At 61.8% G+C, this 23971-nt stretch carries 22 protein-coding genes and 1 pseudogene; 14 read left to right on the top strand and 9 right to left on the bottom strand.

What is annotated here, in order from left to right:
* Positions 1 to 35 precede the first annotated feature (35 nt).
* On the top strand, positions 36 to 1325 hold the full coding sequence (gene aceA, locus IHQ71_RS05110; RefSeq protein ID WP_258160878.1) for an isocitrate lyase: 1290 nt from the start codon (positions 36 to 38) through the stop codon (positions 1323 to 1325).
* A 56-nt stretch (positions 1326 to 1381) separates the two neighbouring features.
* Positions 1382 to 1615 (top strand): hypothetical protein, encoded by a 234-nt coding sequence (locus IHQ71_RS05105; RefSeq protein WP_258160877.1) that lies wholly within the window; start codon positions 1382 to 1384, stop codon positions 1613 to 1615.
* 58 nt (positions 1616 to 1673) lie between these two features.
* Here the strand turns inward: IHQ71_RS05105 and IHQ71_RS05100 are convergent, their stop codons facing one another.
* The 3 genes from IHQ71_RS05100 to IHQ71_RS05090 form a co-directional block, all read right to left on the bottom strand.
* Positions 1674 to 2411, bottom strand: coding sequence for a copper homeostasis protein CutC (locus IHQ71_RS05100; RefSeq protein WP_258160876.1), 738 nt, complete (start codon positions 2409 to 2411; stop codon positions 1674 to 1676).
* A gap of 205 nt (positions 2412 to 2616) precedes the next feature.
* Positions 2617 to 3528, bottom strand: coding sequence for an ROK family protein (locus tag IHQ71_RS05095; protein WP_258160875.1), 912 nt, complete (start codon positions 3526 to 3528; stop codon positions 2617 to 2619).
* Positions 3529 to 3542: 14 nt separating this feature from the next.
* Positions 3543 to 4418: a LysR family transcriptional regulator gene (locus tag IHQ71_RS05090; protein WP_258160874.1), complete on the bottom strand. Its 876-nt coding sequence runs from the start codon at positions 4416 to 4418 to the stop codon at positions 3543 to 3545.
* A gap of 70 nt (positions 4419 to 4488) precedes the next feature.
* Here IHQ71_RS05090 and IHQ71_RS05085 point away from each other — a divergent pair, with 70 nt between their 5' ends.
* A complete protein-coding gene (locus IHQ71_RS05085; RefSeq protein ID WP_258160873.1) occupies positions 4489 to 4767 on the top strand; it encodes a hypothetical protein in 279 nt (92 codons plus the stop codon).
* Between the two features lie 53 nt (positions 4768 to 4820).
* Here IHQ71_RS05085 and IHQ71_RS05080 read toward each other — a convergent pair whose 3' ends face one another.
* Positions 4821 to 6260: a glutamine synthetase family protein gene (locus IHQ71_RS05080; RefSeq protein WP_258160872.1), complete on the bottom strand. Its 1440-nt coding sequence runs from the start codon at positions 6258 to 6260 to the stop codon at positions 4821 to 4823.
* Positions 6261 to 6782: 522 nt separating this feature from the next.
* Here IHQ71_RS05080 and IHQ71_RS05075 point away from each other — a divergent pair.
* Both IHQ71_RS05075 and IHQ71_RS05070 read left to right on the top strand, forming a co-directional pair.
* A complete protein-coding gene (locus tag IHQ71_RS05075) occupies positions 6783 to 9320 on the top strand; it encodes a methyl-accepting chemotaxis protein (RefSeq protein WP_258160871.1) in 2538 nt (845 codons plus the stop codon).
* A 123-nt stretch (positions 9321 to 9443) separates the two neighbouring features.
* Positions 9444 to 9800: a hypothetical protein gene (locus IHQ71_RS05070; protein WP_258160870.1), complete on the top strand. Its 357-nt coding sequence runs from the start codon at positions 9444 to 9446 to the stop codon at positions 9798 to 9800.
* Positions 9801 to 9826: 26 nt separating this feature from the next.
* On the opposite strand, the gene IHQ71_RS05065 is transcribed toward IHQ71_RS05070, so the two are convergent.
* Both IHQ71_RS05065 and IHQ71_RS05060 read right to left on the bottom strand, forming a co-directional pair.
* Positions 9827 to 11005, bottom strand: coding sequence for an MFS transporter (locus tag IHQ71_RS05065; protein ID WP_258160869.1), 1179 nt, complete (start codon positions 11003 to 11005; stop codon positions 9827 to 9829).
* A gap of 109 nt (positions 11006 to 11114) precedes the next feature.
* Positions 11115 to 11324: pseudogene (locus IHQ71_RS05060) on the bottom strand (DUF1127 domain-containing protein); the annotation flags it as partial.
* Positions 11325 to 11460: 136 nt separating this feature from the next.
* Between IHQ71_RS05060 and IHQ71_RS05055 the strand changes: the two are divergent.
* Complete coding sequence (locus IHQ71_RS05055; protein ID WP_258160868.1) at positions 11461 to 12969, top strand: winged helix-turn-helix domain-containing protein; 1509 nt, start codon at positions 11461 to 11463, stop codon at positions 12967 to 12969.
* Between the two features lie 25 nt (positions 12970 to 12994).
* Here the strand turns inward: IHQ71_RS05055 and IHQ71_RS05050 are convergent, their stop codons facing one another.
* Positions 12995 to 13387 carry a GFA family protein gene (locus IHQ71_RS05050; RefSeq protein WP_258160867.1) on the bottom strand — a complete coding sequence of 131 codons (393 nt, stop codon included), beginning with the start codon at positions 13385 to 13387 and terminating at the stop codon, positions 12995 to 12997.
* A gap of 213 nt (positions 13388 to 13600) precedes the next feature.
* On the opposite strand from IHQ71_RS05050, the gene IHQ71_RS05045 reads away from it, so the two are divergent.
* Positions 13601 to 16120, top strand: a complete 2520-nt coding sequence (locus IHQ71_RS05045; RefSeq protein ID WP_258160866.1) for a HAMP domain-containing methyl-accepting chemotaxis protein — start codon at positions 13601 to 13603, stop codon at positions 16118 to 16120.
* A gap of 129 nt (positions 16121 to 16249) precedes the next feature.
* Entirely contained in the window at positions 16250 to 17539 is a 1290-nt protein-coding gene (locus IHQ71_RS05040; RefSeq protein ID WP_258162746.1) for an FAD-binding oxidoreductase, read from the top strand.
* A 9-nt stretch (positions 17540 to 17548) separates the two neighbouring features.
* Here IHQ71_RS05040 and IHQ71_RS05035 read toward each other — a convergent pair whose 3' ends face one another.
* Positions 17549 to 18079, bottom strand: coding sequence for an RNA polymerase sigma factor (locus IHQ71_RS05035; RefSeq protein WP_258160865.1), 531 nt, complete (start codon positions 18077 to 18079; stop codon positions 17549 to 17551).
* A complete protein-coding gene (locus tag IHQ71_RS05030; RefSeq protein ID WP_258160864.1) occupies positions 18076 to 18306 on the bottom strand; it encodes a DUF2892 domain-containing protein in 231 nt (76 codons plus the stop codon). Before IHQ71_RS05030 ends, IHQ71_RS05035 begins: the two co-directional genes overlap by 4 nt.
* Positions 18307 to 18572: 266 nt before the next feature.
* On the opposite strand from IHQ71_RS05030, the gene zwf reads away from it, so the two are divergent.
* The 6 genes from zwf (at position 18573) to IHQ71_RS05000 (ending at position 23969) form a co-directional block, all read left to right on the top strand.
* On the top strand, positions 18573 to 20042 hold the full coding sequence (gene zwf / locus IHQ71_RS05025) for a glucose-6-phosphate dehydrogenase (RefSeq protein ID WP_258160863.1): 1470 nt from the start codon (positions 18573 to 18575) through the stop codon (positions 20040 to 20042).
* A 25-nt stretch (positions 20043 to 20067) separates the two neighbouring features.
* Positions 20068 to 20766, top strand: coding sequence for a 6-phosphogluconolactonase (gene pgl, locus IHQ71_RS05020; RefSeq protein WP_258160862.1), 699 nt, complete (start codon positions 20068 to 20070; stop codon positions 20764 to 20766).
* A gap of 53 nt (positions 20767 to 20819) precedes the next feature.
* Positions 20820 to 22634 carry a phosphogluconate dehydratase gene (gene edd, locus IHQ71_RS05015; protein WP_258160861.1) on the top strand — a complete coding sequence of 605 codons (1815 nt, stop codon included), beginning with the start codon at positions 20820 to 20822 and terminating at the stop codon, positions 22632 to 22634.
* Entirely contained in the window at positions 22635 to 23120 is a 486-nt protein-coding gene (locus IHQ71_RS05010) for a GNAT family N-acetyltransferase (protein ID WP_258160860.1), read from the top strand.
* A 102-nt stretch (positions 23121 to 23222) separates the two neighbouring features.
* Positions 23223 to 23510, top strand: coding sequence for a type II toxin-antitoxin system prevent-host-death family antitoxin (locus IHQ71_RS05005; protein WP_258160859.1), 288 nt, complete (start codon positions 23223 to 23225; stop codon positions 23508 to 23510).
* Positions 23511 to 23516: 6 nt separating this feature from the next.
* Entirely contained in the window at positions 23517 to 23969 is a 453-nt protein-coding gene (locus IHQ71_RS05000) for a growth inhibitor PemK (protein WP_258160858.1), read from the top strand.
* Positions 23970 to 23971: the final 2 nt, after the last annotated feature.

Below are 23971 nucleotides of genomic sequence, written 5' to 3'. Positions count from 1 at the left end.
CATCCGCACCACTGGAAAAGCGACGGGAGACTATTATGACTGAGTTTTACAATCTGGTTCCATCCGCACCGCAAGGCCGCTTCGACGGCCTCGAGCGCCCCTACAATGCCGAGGATGTAAAGCGCCTGCGCGGCTCGGTCATGATCCAGCATTCGCTGGCCGAAATGGGTGCCAACCGGCTGTGGAAGCTCATCCATGAAGAAGACTTCGTCAATGCACTGGGCGCACTCTCGGGCAACCAGGCGATGCAGATGGTACGCGCTGGGCTGAAGGCGATCTACCTCTCCGGCTGGCAGGTCGCCGCAGACGCCAACACCGCGTCGTCCATGTATCCGGACCAGTCGCTCTATCCCGCCAACGCCGCGCCGGAGCTTGCCAAGCGCATCAACAAGACGTTGCAGCGCGCCGATCAGATCGAGACGCAGGAAGGCAATGGCCTTTCGGTCGATACCTGGTTCGCGCCGATCGTCGCCGATGCGGAAGCCGGCTTCGGCGGACCGCTCAATTCCTTCGAGATCATGAAGGCCTTCATCGAGGCGGGCGCGGCGGGCGTACACTATGAGGACCAGCTCGCATCGGAGAAGAAGTGCGGTCATCTCGGTGGCAAGGTGCTGATCCCGACGGCGGCCCACATCCGCAACCTGACCGCCGCGCGGCTTGCCGCCGACGTCATGGGTACGGCGACGCTGGTCATCGCCCGCACGGACGCCGAGGCCGCCAAGCTGCTGACGTCCGATATCGACGAGCGCGACCAGCCTTTCGTCGATTACGATGCGGGCCGCACGGTCGAAGGCTTTTATCAGGTCAAGAACGGCATCGAGCCCTGCATCGCCCGCGCCATCGCCTATGCGCCCTATTGCGACATGATCTGGATGGAGACCTCCAAGCCGGATCTTGGCCAGGCGAAGAAATTCGCCGAAGCCGTGCACAAGGTGCATCCGGGCAAGAAGCTCGCCTACAATTGCTCGCCGTCGTTCAACTGGAAGAAGAACCTCGATGACGCGACGATCGCCATGTATCAGCGCGAACTCGGCAAGATGGGCTACAAGTTCCAGTTCATCACGCTGGCCGGCTTCCACCAGCTGAACTTCGGCATGTTCGAACTGGCGCGTGGCTACAAGGATCGCCAGATGGCCGCCTATTCGGAGCTGCAGGAGGCGGAATTCGCCGCCGAGATCAACGGCTATACCGCGACCAAGCATCAGCGCGAAGTCGGCACCGGCTACTTCGACGCGGTGTCGGTGGCGATCTCGGGCGGCAAGTCCTCGACGACAGCGATGAAGGAATCCACCGAACACGCCCAGTTCCGCCCCGCGGCGGAGTGAGCGAATATCCCGGACCAAGACTATCAAGAACCCCAGATCACAAGAGGAGAAATGCCATGAGTGTCCAGACCCGAGTCAAGGAACGCGCCGAAGAGCAAGCCACCGCGATGAGTGCCGAGCAGCAGGCGGCGATCCGCATGGTCGCCAACGACCTGCACCGCCTCAACCACGCCGTGATGAAGGCGGTCGATGCCGGCGTCTCGGTCGAGCTGATCCGCTCGGCGCGGCATCACAACGAGGGCAATTGGGGCGACCTGATGATCCCCGTCATCGTGACCCAGGCACAATGATTTCCCTGCACCCGTAAAATGGTGCCTGCCCGGGCCGTCGAGAACGGTCCGGGCCTTTCTATTTAAGGGACATCGCCTGCTTCAGCGCGCGAACCTTGGCCACATCGGTGTGCCTGGCGGTATCAGGAGCAAAGCCGAATTCAACCATCCGGCCTTCGACGGCCGGAACCAGCGACGAGCACGAGGCGTGGATTTCCGATACGCCGAGATCGAGGAATTGCGCGGCGTTGTCCGCCGAGATGCCCGAACCGGGCATGATTGAAATGCGGCCGCTGGCGGCGTCCATCGCTTGCTTGAGGCCACCGATGCCCTCGATGGCAGTCTTCGCGCCTCCCGATGTCAGGATCCGGGAGAAGCCGAGCTTCACCGCAATCTCCACCGCCTCGGGAATTTTCGGCACCAGATCGAAAGCGCGATGCAGCGTGAGGTCGAGGCCGTTCGCGGCTTTCACCAGCACATCGAGAACCATGCGGTCGAGCCGGCCATCGGCCAGGCTGGCGCCGAGCACCACGCCGGCGAGGCCGGCACGGCGCGCCGCCTCGATATCCGCCAGCATGATATCGACCTCCTCATCGCTATAAACGAAATCGCCGGCGCGCGGGCGGATCATGGCGTTGCATGGAATGTCGAACGTCGCGGCGACCTCCATCAGCCCCGCCGAGGGCGTCAGCCCGCCGAGCGCGAGGGCGCTGCAGAGTTCAATGCGGTCGGCACCGCCTTCGACGGCCGCCTCCAATCCAGCGAGGTCATCGACGCAGATTTCGAGGAGGATGTGCTTTCCAATTGACCGGGTCATTTGGGCACACCCCCCTCTGTCCTGCCGGACATCTCCCCCTCAAGGAGGGAGATTGAATGGGGGTACCGCCTCGCCCGATCAACTAACGCTTTCGCCAGTTTCGATGTTAGGAAAGGTCGGGCCGTATGCCTCTTGCGGATCTCCCCCCTTGAGGGGGAGATGTCCGGCAGGACAGAGGGGGGTGTCCGACCTCGACGTATCCGGTTCATGCCTGCGTCCCCAAGCCGAGCAAGGCAGCTCCCGTCAGGCCGGGCTCCACAGTGAGCCCACTCGGCACGACGAGCGGCCGGGAAAAGCGCCGCAGTGTCCTTTGCCGCACCGTCTCGTCGATCCTTGATATCAGCGGTGCCGAATTCGACAGCCCCCCACCGACCGGGACGATCGAGGCGCCGGTGATGTTGACGGCGAGCGCTAAGGGCGAAGCGATGAGATCGACATAGATCTCGATCGTGCGCGCCGCATCGACGTCCCCTGCCAGCCAGCGCGTGACGATCTCCTTGCTCGACAGTTCCGTGCGATGAATTTCAAGGTGCAGGCGTTCCATGCCGCGCGCGCCGCCCACTGTGTTGACGCAGCGCCGCTGGCCGCAGGCGCATTCGTAGGCCGGGATCGCCACCGGCGGATCGCCGGCGAAGAAGGGCAATGCCGGGCCGTGGCCCCATTCGCCGGCGAAGCCACCGTTTTCGTTGACCAGCCGGCCATCGACGACCAGCCCGCCGCCGACGCCGCTGCCGAGGATGGCGCCGAGCACGATCGCATGCCCCCTGCCCGCACCCAGCCCCGCTTCGGCCAGCGCGAAACAATCGGCGTCGTTGGCGATCAGCACATCGACGCCGAGGACGGCTTCGAGATCGGCGGCAAGCGTCCGGCCGTGAATGCAGGGAATATTCGCGACGGTTGCCACCCCCGTTTCGGGATCGATGACGCCGGTGATGGAGAGTGCGATGCGCTGGGGCCGGATACCGGTCGCGGCGATGACGCCGATCAGGGTTGCGACGAAGGCTTCGAAATCCTCAAGCGGCGTCGGCCGTGGCGGCAACGGCGAAATATCGTCGGCCGCGCGCGCCACCGCACCCTTGATGAAGCTGCCGCCGATATCGAAACAGATGATGGCCATTCAATGAGTCCTGGTCAGGTATTTTTTACCGGCCGCTTGCCGGCATATAGTTCCTGATGCGCCTTTAAAAGCTTTGTCAGGCGGTCTGCAAGGGTACGGATTTCGCGGCGGGCGCGGTCGTCGTTGTTGGTCACGACCCATTGCTTGTGGCGGAGTTCGGGAATTTCGTCGCTGGCGCGCTCGATGCCGGGTTCCATGTCACCGATGAAGCAGGGCAGGATGGCGTTGCCGGTCCCGGCCTTGACCAGGTCGAGGATCGAGCGCGGCCGGGTCACCGTCACGACGATCTGGCTTGCGCGGTTCTCATGTGGCCAGCGCAGGTAGCTCGAAATCGCATCGGCTTCGGTGATGGCGATCCAGCGTTCGGGCAGATATTGCGGCGCGCTCTTGGCACGGTAGGCAGCATAGGCAACCTCGCCGATCAGCCGCGAGGCGAGGTTCATTTCCTCCGGCGGATGGGCGCGCAGGCCGACATCGTGTTCGCGGTGGGCGAGCGGCGCGCGGGCTTCCGTCACTGTCATCTCGACGCGGAAATTATCCCGCTCATTGCAGAGGTCGCGGAAATTCTCGGCGATCAGGCGCGCGTTCCACGTCCCCGCCGCAAGCCGGAGTGTAACGGCGCCCGACGATTCCATGCGCCAACTCTCGACGCGACGAACGGCCGATTCCATGTCTTTCAACTGGTCGAACAGGATCTGGCCGTCGGTGGTCAGCACATAGCCGGTCTGGCTGCGTAAAAACAGCGTGCGGCCAATCGATTGTTCGAGTTCGAGAACCCGCCGGCCAACGGTGGCCGGGCTGAGGCCAGACACCTGTGCCGCGCCCGTCAGTCCGCCATGCCGCGCAACCGTGATGAAGACCTGATAGGCGTCCCAGCCGATATTTTTCATGGGTGAATTATATGATGCATTCTCACCCGTATATAAAGAGATTTTTGTCGGATAGATTGAGGACGGTCCGATGGAGCAGACCACTGACAAATCCCGGCAGCGGTTGCTTATAGAATTGCGCATGCCGGCAAATTGCCGGCGCAGTTTCATCGACGTATCCGACATCCGCATTGATAACCGGCCACCGGGCCGGAAGGAGGCTTTTATGCAAGATATGCTCGCAGCATTGCTGCTCGTCGATCATTTTTCCGGACGCTACCGCCCGGTAGACCGCCCGCCCGCGCGACCCGAGCCGGAATCGCCCTGGACGCGGATATTCGCCTGGCATCGGCGGAATACAAGCCGGTAACGAAACGGCCCGGATTGCTCCGGGCCGTCTGCATATTGGACTTGTGCAATCACTCAGACGTTGAGCAGCAGGTATTCCCGCTCCCAGGGGCTGATCACCTGCATGAAGGTCTCGAATTCGCCGCGCTTGACGCCGGCATACATGCCGATGAACTCGTCGCCGAAGACCTCGCGCAGCGCAGGCTCGTTCTCCAGCAGCGATACACCTTCGAGCAGGCCGCGCGGCAGTTCGATCGAGCCTTCATTGGCCGTGCCGTCGGATGGCGGCGTCGGATGGAGGCCCTTCATGATGCCGAGCCAGCCACAGGCAAGCGACGCTGCGAGCGCGAGGTACGGATTGGCGTCCGAGCTCGGCAGGCGGTTTTCGACGCGGCGGGCGGCGGCATCTGAGACTGGTATGCGGAACGCCGTCGTGCGGTTGTCGTAACCCCAGGCATTGTTGACGGGGGCCGACATGCTCGGCGTCAGGCGGCGATAGGAATTCACATAGGGCGCCATCATCACCAGTGTCTTCGGCACGAAAGTCTGCATGCCGCCGATGAAGCCATAGAATTCCTTCGATGCCGTACCGTCCGGGTTAGAGAAGACATTCTTGCCCGTCTTGATATCGACCACGGACTGGTGGATGTGCATGGCCGAGCCCGCCTGGCCTTCCATCGGTTTGGCCATGAAGGTGGCATAGATGCCGTGGCCCATCGCGGCTTCCCGGATGGTGCGCTTGAACATGAACACCTGGTCGGCAAGCTCGACCGGGTCGCCATGGCGCAGGTTGATTTCGAGCTGCGCCGGCCCCTCTTCATGGATCAGGGTATCGATCTCCAGCCCTTGAGCGGCCGAGAAATGGTAGATGTCGTCGATCAGCTCGTCGAACTCGTTGATGCCGGCCATAGAATAGCCCTGCCCGCCCTGGATCGAGCGGCCCGAACGACCCGTCGGCGGCTTCAGCGGATAGTCCGGATCTTCGTTTTTGGCGACGAGGTAGAACTCGATCTCGGGCGCCACGACCGGCTTCCAGCCGCGATCCTTGTAGAGCGACATGACGTGCTTGAGCAGGTTGCGCGGAGTGTAGCGCACGGCCTTGCCGTCGGTATCGACGATGTCACAGATCACCTGCGCAGTCGGATCGGTTTCCCAGGGCACGACGGAAAGGGTCGAAAGATCGGGTACGAGCTTTATGTCACTGTCTCGCGAGTCGTAGCGGAATTCTTCGGTCTCGTCTGGATAACCGCCTGAGATCGTGTGCCGGTAGATCGCCGATGGCAGTGCGAGCGAGGTATTGGAGGTGAATTTCGAGGACGGCATCATTTTTCCGCGCGGAACACCGGCTAGGTCGGGCGTGATGCATTCGATATCCTCGATGCCGCGGGCGCGCAGCCATTCGGCCGCCTCCTTCCAGTCGGAAACACCACGGGTATTGAGCAGAACGGGGGATGGCTTTGGAGGAGTCGCAGTCGTCTTCTGAATGATCTTGTTGCGGACTTTCTTGGCTGCCATGATTAACCTGATTGTTGTTGCTCCCGGCGGCGATCATAGCTCTTCCCGGCCAAATGGCGAGGGGGGCGAAACGAAATTCGGCACAGTTGGAGCCTCAGGCAAGACCTTGCCGCACGATTTCAGCCTTTCTTAAGGGATTGGCTCCATCGTGGACGCACTGACCTTCGAGGGACCATCCATGCATCAGGATCACTCCACCCGTCGTCTCCGCCGCGCTCGCGCCATTGCAAAGCCGGCCCGCCTGGATATCCGGTCAGCGGTACGGATTGCCATATCCGTTTCCATGCTCGCGGCTGTTCTCTATGCTTTCAAAGCCCTCGCCTGAACGCGACGGCGAAGCAATTCGCATAAAAGCGTGCTTACGGTTTGCGGACGCTTAGCGCCGTAATGCAAAATTAATACGAGCAATCAATAATCCGTGAACCAGACGGTCTCTGACTCGCGAATGCCGGGAAGAGTGCAATGATTGCATTGCCGTCGATCCCCAGCTCATTTTGCGCGTTCCGGAGGAGACTTGCTCCCATGAATATCGACAGGATTCTATCCCGCTTCAGGATCCAGACGAAAGTTCTCATCTTCATCCTGCCTTTCGTGGTGTCGATCACCGCGGTCGGCGTGACCGGGCTTTATGCCTCGGGCCTGCTACAGGGGCGGATGGAGATCTCCAACAGCGTATTGCAATCGCTTTCCGGTTTCCGGGACGTGTCCGGCGCGATGAACAGCTTCCTGGAAAACGCCACGGCTGAAAAGCGCGACGATCTGGCAAACAGGCTGAAGAGCCAGGGCGAGACGCTCTCGGCAACGCTCGCACAACTCGATGCCAGTGCCGAAGGGCGCGCCGACCTCGAGAGCGCCTCGAAATCCGTCGATGGCATTATCGCCCGCGTCGGCGAACTCTGGACACTGCATGAGAGCGAAGCGGCTCTCGACAAGAGCATCCGCACCAATCTCAACGTCATCACGACGTCGCAGATGAAGGTGCTGGAAGCCACGACGCAGATCCAGAAGGGCATGCGCAACGACGAGAACGCGGCAAAATCGCTGCTGCGTGAGGCCGACCGCATCAACACCTCGGCGAAGTTCCTGACCGACACCTCCAACCTGTTCATGAAGGCCAAGACGCCTGACGAGAAGTTCGACGTCGTCAAATCCAACCTCGGGGAACTCAAGAAGCGCCTCAGGATCCTGACGCCGGCCCTGCCGGAGGGCAACAAGGCGGTCGCCAAGTCGCTCGCCGCCGCGATCAAGGAACTCGACACGCTTGTCGCCGCCAATGACAAGTCGCTGGATGGCATCGCGAAGATGTCGAGCAAGCTTTCGAGCTTCCGCCAGACATCCGTCTATCTCGGCGTCGCCGCGGCGCTGAAGATGAAGAACGCGACACAGAAATTCTCAGAACTCGACACTCCGCTGGTCAAGGCCGAAGGCGTGCTGCTCGACAGCCGCAAGGTGGTAACCTCGGGATACTCTATCCAGATCGAGCTTGCCCGCTTCCTGGTCGATCCGACGGAAATCAACCGCAAGCGCCTGTTCGGCGAGTTCGAGATCGTCCGCAAAGACATGGTGATGCTGGAAGGCAGCGCCAAGGACCAGGCGTTCTTCGCGCCGCTCAAATCATCGTTCCTGCCGGCGGTCGACGCCATGGACAAGGATGCCACGGCACTGGTGAAGGCCAGCGAGGAACGCCATCAGAAATTCGCTGCCACCGCCGCTGAGATCGACGTCATCTGGAAACAGCTCACCTCCTTTGCCGAACTGCAGAAGCAGAGCGCCGGCCAGGAACGCCAGAGCGCCAACGGAATTTCCATCGGCGCGACCGTTCTCGGCATTGTCATCGCCATCTTCGCCGGCATCGGCCTGGTCATGACCTTCAAGGGCCCGATCGGACAGATTACCTCCTCGATGCGCCGCCTGGCCGAAGGGGCGCTGGACACCACGATCAACGGCGAGGCCCGTGTCGATGAAATCGGTGAAATGGCCCGCGCGCTCGGCGTCTTCAAGCAGAACGCCGTCGCCAAGATCGAGATCGAGCAGCAGAGCGAAGCCGAACGCATGGCCGCCGAAGACGAACGCCGCCGCAACGATGCCGAGAAGCTCGATGTCGATCGGCAGATCGATTTCGCCGTCAATGCACTGGCCGCCGGCCTCGGCCGCCTGTCTCAGGGTGATATCTCGCAGACGATCGAGACGCCGTTCTTCGGCAAGCTCGAGACGTTGCGCAACGACTTCAACGGCTCGCTGGTGCGGCTGCAGGATACGCTGAGCCAGATCCGCAACAATGCGCAGATGATCCAACACAACTCGAACGAGCTGTCGGGTTCCGCGGACGAACTGTCCAAGCGCACCGAGCAGCAGGCCGCCTCGCTCGAACAGACCGCTGCCGCCGTCGAGGAGATCACCGTCACCGTCAAGTCCTCGGCCGAACGCGCCGAGGAAACCAATCAGATCGTGGCGAGCACGAAGCAATCCGCCGATGCATCCTCCAAGGTCGTCGGCAATGCCATCCAGGCGATGGCGCGCATCGAAGACGCGTCCTCGAAGATTGTCCAGATCATCGACGTGATCGACGAAATCGCCTTCCAGACCAACCTTCTCGCGCTCAACGCCGGTATCGAAGCGGCACGTGCGGGTGAGGCAGGTCGGGGCTTCGCCGTCGTGGCGCAGGAAGTTCGCGAGCTTGCACAACGCTCGGCGAGTGCTGCCAAGGAGATCAAGGACCTGATCGACAAGTCGACCACCGAAGTCAATTCCGGCTCCCGCCTCGTGCAGGAGACGGGACAGGTTCTCTCGGAGATCTCGAAGAAGATCCTGACGGTATCGGAGCAAGTCGATCTGATCGCCATGGCGAGCCGCGACCAGTCGAACGGCCTCGGCGAGGTCAATTCCGCCGTCAACTCGATGGACCACATGACGCAGAAGAACGCGGCCATGGTGGAAGAGACCAATGCCGCGACACGCCAGCTCGCCCAGGAAGCCGATACGCTGATGGCCCTGGTTGATCAGTTCAAGCTGTCGCCGGTGGCCGGCCATGCGCAGGAACGCCATCGCCGGGTCGCCTGAGCGAAGCATTCCTTCACAAGATCAGCGGGCCTTTCGGGGCCCGTTTTTTTGTTGCCACGCTGCCACATTTCGATGCAAGCGGCCCGTCTTTGGCGATGTTTTTAGTGGCTCGTCAAGAGCAAGATGAGACGCTCTGGCCTGTATGCGCGCTGGCCGTCACCCCAACGAAGTCGCCACCGGCGCGCGCTATGTCGGGGAGACGGCGACGCGCTGATCGAGATTTCACACCAGATCGTCGAGATTTCCAGCCAGGTCGACCTGATCGCAAGATCGGCGCGCGAACAGTCCGTGTCGTTGCAGGAGGTCAACGCCTCAGTCGATTCGATGGACCAGATGACCCAGCGCAACGCCGCCATGGTGGAAGAGACGAGTGCTGCCACCCGCCAGCTCGCCGAGGAAGCCGACATGCTGATGGAACTGGTCGGCCGGTTCCGACTGGGCGATGGCGAGGCACAGACCGGATTTGTCCGCGCCGCCTGATATCTGACATCACATCCAAAAGTCCTTCAGCGCTGGGGACCCCGTCTCCGGTGCGGTGCCATCAAGAACACCGCCAGCACACAGCACAGCACGCCAAGGGACACTGGCAGTCCCTGGTGTCCGATAAGTTGCATCGTGAGGCCGGTGGCGGGCGAGCCCACGATGCCGCCTATGCCCCATGCCAGCGCGAAGGCCGCATTGCCGGCGATCAGGGCCTGGCCGGTGAAACGCTCGCCGAGTTGGATCAGTGCCATCGTGTAGATCCCGAACGAGGCTCCGCCCCAGACGAAAATGATCGGCCAGATGAGCCATGAATGGAAGCTCGCCGGCATCAGCAGGCAACCGGCCAGCGAAACCAGGGCGCAGAACAGCATGGTCCGCATCGAGCCAGATTGTTCGGCGACGCGCCCGAGCATGATCTGGAAAACGGCATTGCCGGCGATGAAACAGGTGATGAGCGAGGCGATGCGCCCCTCGCCGCTGCCGAGTGCCGCGCCATAGACCGCGAACAGGGAAAGCAGGCTCTGCTCGAAGGCAGCGGCGGCGAAAACCGCGAATAACAGCAGCGGCGCCAGTGCGAAGAAGCCGCCGACCGATGTCGCCTCACCTTCGTCAGGCATATCAGGCAGGCGCGGCACGACCGCGAGCACGATCAGGCCACAGAGAAGGAAGGCCACGATGCCGACCATGAACGGCGGCCAACCCTGCGTCCCGACCAGGCCCAGCGACAGCGGGCCGATGGCAAAACCGCCCGAAACGATCGATGAATAGAGGCCCATAATGCGGCCCCGGCGCGGCGCGGGCGTGATCGTGATCAGCCAGGTTTCGCTGATCACATAGAGCGGATTGGCAACGAAGCCGAGCAGGAAGCGCAGCGGCATCCAGGCCCAGACGTCCTCAGTCCAGGCAATCGCGATCAGGATCGGCGCGGCCAGGATCGAGCACAGGATCGCCAGCCGTCCGCCGCCCAGGCGGCGAGACAGCGCCGGAATGAAGGGCGCCGATACGATGAAGCCCAGCGGCGTCATCGCAGCAGACAGGCCGATCAGGCCAGACGTCGTCCCTTGCCGCTCCAGGATGAAGCTGAGCAGCGGATAGGTCAGGCCCTGCGCGAGGGCGAACACCGTGACGGTCGCGATGATGCCCGCCATCGCGGCCCATGGCGTCCGATCATCTCGCGGCGATGTCGTGCTATCGGCAGTCATGCGGCCCCTGAATCAGTGCTGTAAAAATTCCGGCAATTGCAAGTGCCGGTGAACCACTGAGGCGAGCCGATACTGACGATCCGATATCATTGGCGTGTTCGCCGTATGTCTGCCAGAAGGGCTTGGCGATCTCCGCCTCGGCCTGCCGTTTTGTAAGACCTGTATCATCGATCAAATGAGGATTGTCCCTTAACATTTGCTCGAGTTCCCAGCGAAAAAATGCCCGCTCACGCCAGGCCGCAATCGTGCCTCGCAGGGTCGCCAGACTGTAATGCCGACGCGACATTTCCGCCAGCCTCAGGGTGGGACTATCATTCATGGCAGCCTCCATACGATTTGAGAGCCGGTGGCCCTCGACTTGAATGAGACTACATTCTGCCGGATGCGATCAGAGTCGTACTTAAGCCCTCCCAAATAGTTCGCAAAAAGTTCCAAAGCCGCTATAGCTGCGTCCTATGCAGGACACGCGCATTGCCTTTGGTCCGTTCGTCCTTGATCCGGGAGCTGAAACGCTTCTTCGGAACGATGTTCCGGTTGCCGCTGGCTCCCGCGGTGTAAAGCTGCTCGCCGCGCTCGTCGGACGGCCCGGGCAAATCGTCGGCAAGGCCGAACTGATGGATGCGGCATGGCCGGGTTTGAATGTCGAGGAAGGCAATCTGACCGTCCAGATCGCGCAACTCCGCAAGCTGCTTGGCCCGGCTCCCGATGGCGGTGAATGGATCGCCACGATTCCGCGCGTCGGTTACCGCTTCACCGGGACCATCGAACAGCCTGGCGGTGCGAAGCGTGAGCCTTTGGCCTTGCCCAGCAAGCCATCGATAGCGGTACTGCCCTTCGTCAATCTCTCCAACGATCCCGAGCAGGAATCCTTCGCGGACGGGATGACCGAGGACCTGATCACCGACCTTTCCAGGACATCCGACCTGTTCGTCATCGCGCGCAATTCGGCCTTTGCCTACAAGGGAAAGTCGATGGACGTGCGCGAGATCGCCGAAGTCCTCGGCGTGCGCTACCTGCTGGAGGGAAGTGCCAGGCGCGCCGCCGGGCGTGTGCGCATCAACGCCCAGCTGGTCGATGCGATGAACGGCGAGCATCTCTGGGCGGAACGCTTCGATCGCGGCCTGGAGGATATCTTTGCCGTTCAGGACGAGGTCACCGCCAAGATCGTGGAAGCGCTGCTCGGCCGGCTGCGCGTGACCCCGCCGCGCAATCGCCCCAGGAGCCTGGAGGCCTATGATCTCTGCGTGCGGGCACGCAGGTTGATGGACGATTCGCCGCAAACCGGACGTGAGGCGCATCTGATGCTCACGCGCGCGATTTCGCTCGATCCCGGTTACGCGGAGGCCTATCGCTGGCTTGCCATGAACCACTGGATGGGATGGGTGCATTGGGGTCAGCCGATGGAACCCAACCGCAGCCTTGCATTGGAGCTGGCACGCAAAGCCGTCGAGATCGACCCCAACGACGCCGGCTGCCACTGGGTCCTGGCGAACCTGCTCGCATATGAACGCAAGTTCGCCGAGGCGGATGCGGAATTCGCCACAGCCATCGAACTCGACCCCAACGAGGCCGACACCTGGGCAACCCTCTCCGACATCGCGTGTCTGGGCGGGCGCGTCGAGGAAGGCCTCGAACATATCCGCAAGGCGTTTCGGCTGAACCCGTTTCCGCCCAGCTGGTATTATCTGGTGCTGGGGGCAACCCAATACGCCGCCCGCGACTACGAAGCCGCCGTCGCGACGCTGAAGCGAGAAGAGACCTATCGCACGAGCTCGCGCCGCTTCCTGGCGGCAAGTCTTGCGCAGCTCGGCCGGCTCGACGAAGCGCGCACGGAGGTCGAGCTTTTCCTCATCGCAAACCCGCATTTTTCGACCCAGTATTGGGTCGATACGGAGCCCTTCGGTGACGACGCCATACGGGATCATGCCATCGAGGGCTTCCTCAAGGCCGGCCTTCCGGCGTGACGCGCCTGTGGGCGGTCAGCGCGCCCTATTCCTCGGAGCGACCCTTGGCGTCACGATTGCGGTCGTATTTTCTCATGTGCGGGAACGGCGGCAACCAGGATTCGCGGCGGGTGGTCCAAAGCTCATAGGTCGGCGTCAGTTGGTCAGGGGCATCGAGCGACCCCAGATTCACTTCGATCTCGTCATCGTCGCGTGCGAAAACGGGCGAGCCGCAGCGGGGGCAGAAAAATCGCCCAAGGTAGTCGCCTGTTTCGCCCTCGATCGCCACCGCCTCCCGCGGGAAGATGGCGGAAGCGTGAAAGAGGGCGCCATGATGCTTGCGGCAATCGAAGCAATGACAAATCCCGATCCGGTATGGGCGCCCCGACGCCACAAATCGGACATTGCCGCATCGGCAACCACCGGTGAACCGGTCCATGCTGCATCTCCTCAAAGATCAAACGCCCGATTGGTTACACCCGACCCCAGTCTGCCCGCAAGGTATTAACCGTATTTCAGGTCATACTGAACTATATTTGCGAATTGTTAAGTATGATCGTTTACATTTTGTTGACCATAAGAAGCACCCGCCAGTGCTCGTGCCTTTTCCTGAAGTGTCCAGTTGCCTTAGCCAATCCCCGGGGTCAGAGCGATGTTCTTCGACAAAATTCTTTCGCGATTCAAGATTCAGACCAAAGTCTTTCTTTTCGTCATCCCATTTGTTCTCTCCATGCTCGCCGTTGGGCTGACCGGACTCTATGCTTCTGGCCTTCTCGTCGGCCGCATGGAGATTTCCAATACGGTGATGACCTCGCTGCGCGGCTTCAAGGACGTCTATGCGAGCATGAATCGGTTCCTCTCGAACGTGTCCGACGAGACCTACCAGGACGCCAAGCACCGGGCGGCCGAGCAGCTCGCCGCGCTTGAGGCGACGGCCGCAAGCCTTGATACGGAAGCGGGCGTCGACCAGCTCCGCCAGGCCGTGGACGAGGCGAAAGGTATCTCGGCCAACATCGAAAGCATGTGGCAGCTTCACGAAGCTGAAGTGAAGTCGCTCGCCGAGGTCAATTCCATTCTCGACGAGATGGTGAAAATGCAGGAAGAGACCCAGCGCAAGATCACCGCGCTGGCCAATGCCGGCAGCCGCAAGGCCAACAAGAACAAGTCCAGCCTGCAGAAAGCCTACGCGCTCGATCTTGCGGCCGACATGGTCAACAGGATGTCGTTCGACTTCCAGAAAGAATCGGAACTTGCAAAGAAGCTCGAAGCGCTGAAGAAATACGCGGTCGAACTCGAGACCACGATGAAGACCGTCAAGGTGCTGCTGCCGAAGGACAAGGCTTCGGCCGGTACAGCCTTCGAGGCCGGAGGACGGCCGCTGCTCGACGCGATGATGAAGAACGATGGCGGCGCATCGGCGCTCGAAAGCGCCGGCGCGCAGTTCTTCAAGCTGCGGGCCTCCGCATCGCTGTTCAAGGAAATCTCCGGGATGATGACCCGCGAGGCGATCAAGACGATCAAGGCAACCGACGCCGAAATCTCCAAGGCCGAGGCGATCGCCGGGCGCATGCGCTACGTCAACCAGAACCACGCCACGATCCGTATCCTGGCATCCAAGCTGATCTATGCACCGTCGGCGGAGACGCTCGAAGGCGTCAAGCAGTCGATTTACATGTATGAAATCGAGATAGAGCGCGTCTCCAAGGGCGCAAAGGAAGATCCCTATTTCACCGCCCTGCCGGAGAAGACGGCGGCGATGAACGCAAGCCTGATGAGTGCCGGCACCCAGATCGTCAAGAACTCCGCCGACCGCAATGCGAAATTCGCCGACGCGGCGGCGCGCATCGACCGGACCTGGCAATTGCTCTCCGACTTTGCCGCCCTGCAAAAGGAAAATGCGAGCCACGAGCGCAAGGAAGCCAACACGATCTCGATCGGTGCGACGGCTCTCGGCATCCTGATCGCGCTGCTGGCCGGCATCGGCATGGTCTTCACGTTCAAGCGGCCGATCGGCCAGATCACCGCCACGATGCGGCGGCTGGCGGACGGCATGCTCGACACCGGCATTTCAGGCGACCGCCGCTCCGACGAGATCGGCGACATGGCCCGGGCGCTGACCGTGTTCAAGGAAAACGCGCTCGCCAAGGTCTCGATGGAAGAGCAGGCGGACGACGAACGCCAGGCCGCCGAGACGGAAAGGCTGCGCAACGAGCGCGAGCGGCAGGAGATCAACCGGCAGGTCGAATTCGCGGTGGAAGCGCTGGCGATGGCGCTCTCGGAACTGGCGCATGGCAGGCTCGATACATCCATCGACACGCCGTTTGCGGGCAACCTCGACAAGCTCCGGCACGACTTCAATACCTCTGTCGTCGGGCTTCGCGACACGCTTGCCGAGATCCTCAGCTCGTCGAGCATGATCCAGGACAACGGCCGCCAGATGCATGAAGCAGCCAACGACCTGTCCAAGCGCACCGAGCAGCAGGCGGCGGCACTCGAGGAAGCAGCCGCGTCGATCGAGGAAATCACCGCGACGGTGAAGACCTCGACGGAGCGCACCGGCGAGGCGCAGAAGATCGTATTCTATGCCAAGCAGAAGGCCGACAATTCCTCGGAGATCGTGCAGAACGCCATCTCGGCGATGATGCGGATCAAGGACGCTTCCAACAAGATCGGCCAGATCATCGGCGTCATCGACTCGATCGCCTTCCAGACCAACCTCCTCGCACTGAATGCCGGTGTCGAGGCCGCCCGCGCCGGCGAGACCGGCAAGGGCTTCGCGGTCGTCGCGCATGAAGTGCGGGAACTCGCACAGCGCTCGGCCAAGGCGGCCAAGGAGATCGGCAGCCTGATCGTCAATGCGACCGACGAAGTGGCAACAGGCGCCCGCTTCGTCGAGGAGACCGGCAGCGCGCTGATCGAGATCTCGAACCAGATCGTCGATCTCTCTGGCCATGTCGATCTGATCGCGACCTCGGCCCGCGAACAGTCGGTCTCGCTGGAAGAGGTCAACGCATCGGTCAACGCCATGGACCAGATGACCCAGCGCAACGCAGCCATGGTTGAGGAAACCAATGCGGCGACGCGGCGCCTCGCCGAAGAGGCCGATGTGCTGATGGAACTGGTGGGCCGCTTCCATCTGGATGCCGACGGAAACCGGCGCGAAGCAGCCTAATCCTTTTTCAAGTCCTCTTACAGCGGCCCGGGTCTCCCGGGCCGTTCTATTTCTGCCGGCGCAGCTTGTCTCTTCGAAGGCTTTCAGGCTAGACACTTCGGGCATTGAAACAACGTCCGAGTCCGCATGATGGCATGGCAGAGCCCGATCTCCCCCGGTATTTCCTGGTATGAAGCGTCGATCGACGACCGACCGGAATATCCGCCGCTCGATGGATCGGTCAATGCCAGCGTCGCTATCATCGGTGGTGGTTTCACCGGCCTGCAGGCGGCCTACAATCTGGCGAAATCCGGCGTGGATGTGGTGCTGATCGATGCAAACCGCTTCGGTGATGGCGCATCCGGCCGCAATGGCGGCCAACTCGGTACCGGCCAGCGCTGGTGGCCCGAGGAATATGAGGATGAGTTCGGGCTGCCGCTTTCGAAGGCGCTGTTCGACATGGCCGAGACCGCCAAGCATCACCTGCTGGATTTCGCCACCGAGCATGAGATCGACATCGAATACATGCAGGGCCACATGCTCGTTGGCCACAAGGCCCGCTACGAAAAGGCGTTCCGCGCCAATCCCGAAATCGCCGCCGAGCGCTACAACTATCCGCATCTCCACTTCATGGAGAAGGAAGAGACCGCGACCAGGCTTGGTTCGGCGCGTTTCCATTTCGGCGTTTACGACAAGAATACCGGTCATATCCATCCGATGAAGCTGATGGTGGGTCTTGCGCGCGTGGCGCAGGCCGCGGGCGCCAAGATCCACGAAATGACGCGGGCGACCAAGATCAGCAAGCAGGGCGGCAAGGTCGTTATCGAGACGCCGCGCGGGACGATTACCGCAGACAAGGCGCTGGTGGCCACGGATGCCTATACGGACGGGCTGGAACCGGTGACCGAGGCGCATGTGATGCCGATCGGTTCGTTCATTGGCGCGACGCCGCCGCTCGACAATTTCCCGCCGATCCTGCCGGGCAAGGAATCCGTCGCCGACAGCCGTTTCGTCGTGCGCTATTTCCGCAAGACCAGGGACAATCGCCTGCTGTTCGGCGGGCGCGAGGCCTATACGTCGGAGAAGCCGCGCGACATTACCGATCACATCCGCCGGCAAGTGGCTGAGATCTATCCGGCGCTGAAAGATATCGAATTCACCCATGGCTGGGGCGGCTATGTCGGCATCACCCTGCCCCGCCAGCCCTTCGTGCGCGAGATCATGCCGGGCGTGACCTCGATCGGCGGTTATTCCGGCCACGGCGTGATGCTCGCCAACTATTGCGGCAAGCTCTATGCCGACCTCGTGACCGGCGCCAACAGGACCGATCTCGAACTCTTTCGTGGTCTCAAGGTGCCCGCCTTCCCCGGCGGCACCGCACTGCGCGCGCCGCTGCTGTTCCTGGCGCTCAGCTGGTATGCCATGATGGATAAAATCTGAGCCCGGATACTACGTCTCCGGCCCGAGATATTCGCGGACCAGCATTCGCGCCCTGTGCAACCGCGCCTTGGCGGCTTGCTCGGTGATTGACAGCCGCGCCGCTATCTCGCCGATCGTCAGTTCCTCTATGTCGCGTAGAATAATGATCCGGCGATAATGTTCCGGCAGCGAAATCAAGGCTGCATCGATATCGAGCCGGAGTTCGTGGTCGGCACGGCTGATGTCGGGATCGGCTTCCGCGCCCGTTGACGACCCCGCAAAGCGCGCCGCCAATCTGACCTGCCGCAGGCATTCGCGCTTGACGACTGCGAAAAGCCAGGACAGCAGCGCGGCGGCCACGCGTAGCGTGCCCACCTGCCGGTACAGGACGATCATCGCGTCCTGAACCGCGTCGTCGATGTCCTGGCTCTTGCAGGTCTGGCGGGCATAGCGGCGAATATCGGGCTGGCAGATGACCAGAAGTTCGGAAATCGCCCTCTGGTCCCCGGCCTGTGCCGCCACTACGAGATCCGCCGGCGGGCGTGCCTTGGCTGCGGTCATCCGGAATCTCCGCTTTCACGACCGCTGACCTTCAGCTTCCGGCCGAGCATCGCGCAGGCCGGGCAAAAGCCTACGAGACCCGTTGCCATGGTCATCACCCCAGCCGCTGCGATCATGTAACCGGTCAACTGGCCCGGCAGCAGCAGCAAACCAGACAGGAGCATCACCGCGCCGCCGACAAGTCGCGCAACCTGCTCCCGTTCGCCCACATTCTTACGATAAAACATATCCGTTCTCCACGCTTCCGTCAGCCGTGATTGGCTGGCGTGGTCTAAGAGAAGGTGACGCGGCATTTGGATTCGCCGCACTGCAAAAAAATCTTCCGTCGGGCCTTTGTGAATGACTGGCAGCGCCGAAAATACATGCCTATAACACATGCCAGTGTTATCCACTCCGTGGGCTCGATGAAAAGCACGGAGATTTTTGCGTCGGGCCACTGGTTTTTTTAAATCGATTAGATTAAACCGCCCACGGGGGCAAAAGAGAGAGTGTCATGAGCAGTCAGTTCATTCCAGTCGAACCATTTGACTATGTCGTCTTCGGCGGCACCGGCGATCTTGCCGAGCGGAAACTCCTGCCGGCCCTTTATCATCGTTTCGTCGCCGGCCAGTTCACCCAGCCGACTCGCATCATTGGCGCGTCGCGCTCCGAAATGACCGACGAACAGTATCGCAAATTCGCCACCGAGGCGTTGGGCACGTTTCTCAAGCCCGGCGAAGCGTCGGCCGAGGAAGTCAAGAAATTCTGTGCGCTGCTTTACTACGTGTCCGTCGATGCCTCATCGGACAAGGGCTGGGACAAGCTGCATGACATTCTCGACGACGGCAAGGAGCGCGTGCGCGCCTTCTACCTCGCCGTCGGCCCGCAGATCTTCGGCCCGATCAGCCAGAAGATCCGCGACCACAAGCTGATCACCAAGAACACCCGCATCGTGGTGGAAAAGCCGATCGGCCGTGATCTCGCCTCGGCGCTCGATCTCAACGACACGATCGGCAAGGCCTTCCGCGAAGAGCAGATTTTCCGCATCGACCACTATCTCGGCAAGGAGACGGTGCAGAACCTGATGGCGCTGCGCTTCGCTAATGCGCTCTACGAGCCGCTGTGGAATTCCTCCCATATCGACCATGTGCAGATCACCGTCGCCGAAGCCGTTGGCCTCGAAGGCCGTGCCGGTTACTACGACAAGGCTGGCGCACTGCGCGACATGGTGCAGAACCACATCCTCCAGCTGCTCTGCCTTGTGGCGATGGAAGCCCCCTCCTCGATGGGTGCGGAAGCCGTGCGCGACGAGAAGCTCAAGGTGCTGCGGTCGCTGAAGCCGATCAATGCCTCGAATGTCGAGAAGATGACGGTGCGCGGCCAGTACCGCGCCGGCGCATCCGATCAGGGCGCCGTGAAGGGCTATCTCGACGAACTCGAAGGCGGGGTCTCCAACACGGAAACCTATGTCGGCATCAAGGCAGAGATCGCCAATTGGCGCTGGTCAGGCGTGCCCTTCTATATCCGTACGGGCAAGCGGCTCGCCAAGCGCGTTTCGGAAATCGTCATCACCTTCAAGCCGATCCCGCATTCGATCTTCGACAGCACGGCCGGCCGCATCAACGAGAACCAGCTGATCCTGCGGCTGCAGCCGGACGAAGGCGTCAAGCAGTCGCTGATGATCAAGGATCCGGGCCCCGGCGGCATGCGACTGCGCGAAGTGTCGCTCGACATGATGTTCGCCCAGACTTTCGACGCCCGCAATCCCGACGCATATGAGCGGCTGCTGCTCGACGTCATCCGCCAAAACGCGACGCTCTTCATGCGCCGCGACGAGGTCGAAGCCGCATGGCGCTGGATCGATCCGATCCTCAAGGGCTGGGAAGAAACCAACCAGCAGGTCCAGGGTTATACGTCGGGCACCTGGGGGCCGAGCCAGTCGATCGCGCTGATAGAGCGTGACGGCCGGACCTGGCACGAATAGCTAAAGCGAAGGGCGAGACAGGCAGATGGCACATCACTTCAATACCTTCGCCAACGGCGCCGATCTCGCTGAAGCCCTTGCCATGCGGGTGGCGACGCAACTCGCCGAGGGCGTTGCTGCGCGCGGCGAAGCGTCCATCGCCGTCTCGGGCGGCTCGACGCCCAAGGCCTTCTTCAAGGCACTGTCGGTCAAGGATATCGCCTGGTCGAGAGTGGTGATCACGCTCGTCGATGAGCGCTTCGTGCCGCCGGAAAACGACCGGTCCAACCACGCGCTGGTTTCATCCCTGCTGTTGCGGGACAAGGCAGCGTCCGCGAAGTTCGTGCCGCTCTATCATGCCGTCGCCGATGCCGAAGACGCGGCCTTCCTCACATCGGGTGACGTCAAGCGCATATCCCAGCCATTCGACGTGGTGATCCTCGGCATGGGTGGCGATGGCCATACGGCCTCGTTCTTTCCTGGCGGCAACAACCTCGAACGCGCGCTCAGCATGCGAGGCCCACGCGGCGTAATTACGATGGAGGCCCCAGGCGCAGGAGAGCCGCGCCTGACTTTCACGTTCTCGGCGCTTCAAGATGCGCGCCTGCTCGTGCTGCATATCGAGGGCGAAGCCAAGAAGCCGGTGATCGATACCGCGCTGGCGCAGGGCGCGGCAGGACCGCTGCCGATCGCCCGGGTGATCGCCAATGCGAGCGCCGATACCGAGATTTACTGGGCTCCCTAGCCCGGATCCGCGGAGTGCTCCCAACGCTCCGCTTACTGTCGAAAGGAACTGTCATGGCAGCCGATGCACGGATTACAGCCATTACCGCCCGCATTGTCGAGCGTTCGAAACCCGCACGCGAAGCCTATCTCGGACGCCTGAAGGCCGCCGCCAGCCGTGGCGCGCATCGCGGCGTGCTTTCCTGCGGCAACCTCGCCCATGGCTTTGCGGTCTGTTCCCCCGCCGAGAAGGAAATGCTCGCGGCCGACCGCGCGCCCAATCTCGGCATCATCACCGCCTATAATGACATGCTTTCGGCCCACCAGCCCTACGAGACCTATCCCGCCCTCATCCGCGAGGCCGCGCGCGAGGCGGGCGGCGTAGCACAGGTGGCGGGCGGCGTGCCAGCGATGTGCGATGGCGTGACCCAGGGCCAGCCTGGCATGGAACTCTCGCTCTTTTCGCGCGACGTGATCGCCATGGCGGCAGGCATCGGCCTGTCGCACAACATGTTCGATGCAGCCGTCTATCTCGGCGTCTGCGACAAGATCGTGCCGGGCCTGGCGATCGCCGCCCTGACGTTCGGTCACTTGCCGGCGGTCTTCATTCCCGCCGGACCGATGACCACGGGCCTGCCGAACGACGAGAAGTCGCGTGTCCGCCAGCTCTTCGCCGAAGGCAAGGCCGGGCGCGCGGAACTGCTCGAAGCCGAGTCCAAATCCTATCACGGCCCCGGCACCTGCACCTTCTACGGCACCGCCAATTCGAACCAGATGCTGATGGAGATCATGGGCTTCCATATGCCCGGCTCCTCCTTCATCAATCCCGGCACGCCGCTGCGCGATGCGCTGACCAGAGAAGCAACCAAGCGCGCGCTGGCGATCACCGCGCTGGGCAACGAATTCACCCCAGCCGGCGAGATGATCGACGAACGTTCGATCGTCAACGGCGTCATTGGCTTGCACACGACGGGCGGCTCGACGAACCACACACTGCATCTGGTGGCGATCGCGCGCGCGGCCGGCATTCACCTGACCTGGCAGGATATTTCCGATCTGTCGGACGTCGTGCCGCTGCTCGCTCGCGTCTATCCCAATGGTCTGGCCGACGTGAACCATTTCAATTCCGCCGGTGGCATCGGCTTCCTCATCCGCGAACTGTTGAAGGACGGCCTGCTGCACGATGACGTGCGCACCGTGTTCGGCCATGGGCTCGAGGCCTATACGGTCGAGGCCAGGCTCGGCGAGAATGGCGGCGTGATCCGCATGCCGGTTCCCGAGACCAGCGCCGACCCGAAGGTGGTCGCCACGATCGAGGCGCCGTTCCAGAAGACCGGCGGGCTGAAGATGCTGAAGGGCAACCTCGGCACCGGCGTGATCAAGATCTCGGCGGTCAAAGCGGAACGCCACGTCATCGAGGCGCCGGCCAAGGTGTTCCACACCCAGCAGGCGCTCAACGACGCCTTCAAGGCCGGCGAACTGACGGGCGATTTTATCGCAGTGGTCCGCTTCCAGGGCCCCAAGGCCAACGGCATGCCGGAGCTGCACAAGCTGACCACGGTGCTCGGTATCCTGCAGGATCGCGGCCAGCGGGTGGCATTGCTCACCGATGGCCGCATGTCCGGCGCATCGGGTAAGGTGCCGGCGGCGATCCACGTGACGCCCGAGGCCAAGGATGGCGGCCCGATCGCCAAGATCCGCGAAGGCGACATCATCCGCCTCGATGCCGTCAACGGCACGCTCGACGTGCTTGCCAAGGACGATTACGAGGCGCGGACGCCGATCACCATCGACCTCAGCGACAACGATTATGGCATGGGTCGCGAACTGTTCTCGATCTTCCGCCAGATGGCGGGTCCGGCCGATCACGGCGCGGGTGTGCTGGCGTAAATGTTGCGGCTCGCGACGGCCGACGATATTGCGACGATCATGGCGATCGAGCGCAGCCCCGGCTATGACCAACTGGTCGGCCGGTCGTCGGCGGAATTCCACGCGCGTGCGATCGTCGATCCCGATTATGTCTATCTCGCGGGTTTGAAGGACGACGGCACGATCGGTGGCTTCGGCATCCTGCGCGGCATCACCGAGATTATGGGCAACCTCACGCTCAAGCGCATCGCGGTCTCTTCACCGGGCGAAGGTTTCGGGAAGAGGCTGCTGCTTGAGGTCATCGACTGGGTCTTCGAGAACACGCAGACACACCGGTTCTGGCTCGACCACATCATCACCAACGACCGCGCGGCCCACGTCTATGAGAGCTGCGGCTTTCGAAGGGAAGGCGTCATGCGGCAGGCCTATGCGTTGCCGGATGGCACGAGGATCGACCTCGCGCTGATGTCGATCCTCAGGCCGGAATGGGCCGAGCGAAGAAAATAACCTTGCAAATCCGAATCGAATTCCATAATTGCAAGGTAAATAACCTCGCTTGATTTTTCGCGCAGTTTTACGTATGTTACGCAAAACTTGCGAGGTGTTTCAATGGTCTCAGTGCCAGCGTCCGAATTGCAGAAGAATTTCGGGGAATGGCACGACCGTGCCTATGATGGCCCTGTCGAAATCACCCGTTATGGACGAACCACCGCTTATCTGGTGTCGGCCAAGACGTTCGAAGAGATGCGGGCAAACTACCGAAAATCGGTACCGATCGAGGCTTTATCGCAGGAAGAAATCAACTTGATCGCGGCATCGAAGGTCGAAACCGAAAAGCCCTATACGCTCGATGACATTCCGGATGTCGAACCTTCAGGTCAATCCCCCCGCCGGTAACCTGAGATGAAAATTCCCGCCGAGCCACCGGTCGGCCATCTCGTCGCTTATGAATATCTATGGTCTTCGAAGGCAGGTGTCCAAGACCATGGTGAGAAGACCTATCCGGCCGCAATCATACTGGCCCGTGAAGGCCTTGGCTCGGCCACCATTACTTATTCGCTAGGCATTTCGCACTCACCGCCTCGGCCAGGGCAGCGAGCCCTGCCGGTGCCGCCCAAATTGAAGCGATGGCTCGGCCTGGATGCTCTACCGTCCTGGATTTACCCAGACCAGATCAATATCTTTGTGTGGCCTGGTCCAGATTTGCAGCCTGCGGACCGGCTTTCAAACCGGCCGGACGCTCGCGATAGCTGCGTTATCGGAGCGCTTCCGGACGATTGGTTCAAATTGGTACTGGACGATGTAGCCGAAAGCTACAGGCTTAAGCTCGTGACGCCAATCAAACGTAACGAATAGAA

The sequence above is a fragment of the Rhizobium sp. TH2 genome (genome assembly GCF_024707525.1).
Lineage (GTDB): Bacteria > Pseudomonadota > Alphaproteobacteria > Rhizobiales > Rhizobiaceae > Rhizobium_E.
The sequence above is the reverse complement of the archived record's forward strand: the minus strand, read 5'-3'. Positions and strand labels throughout refer to the sequence as shown.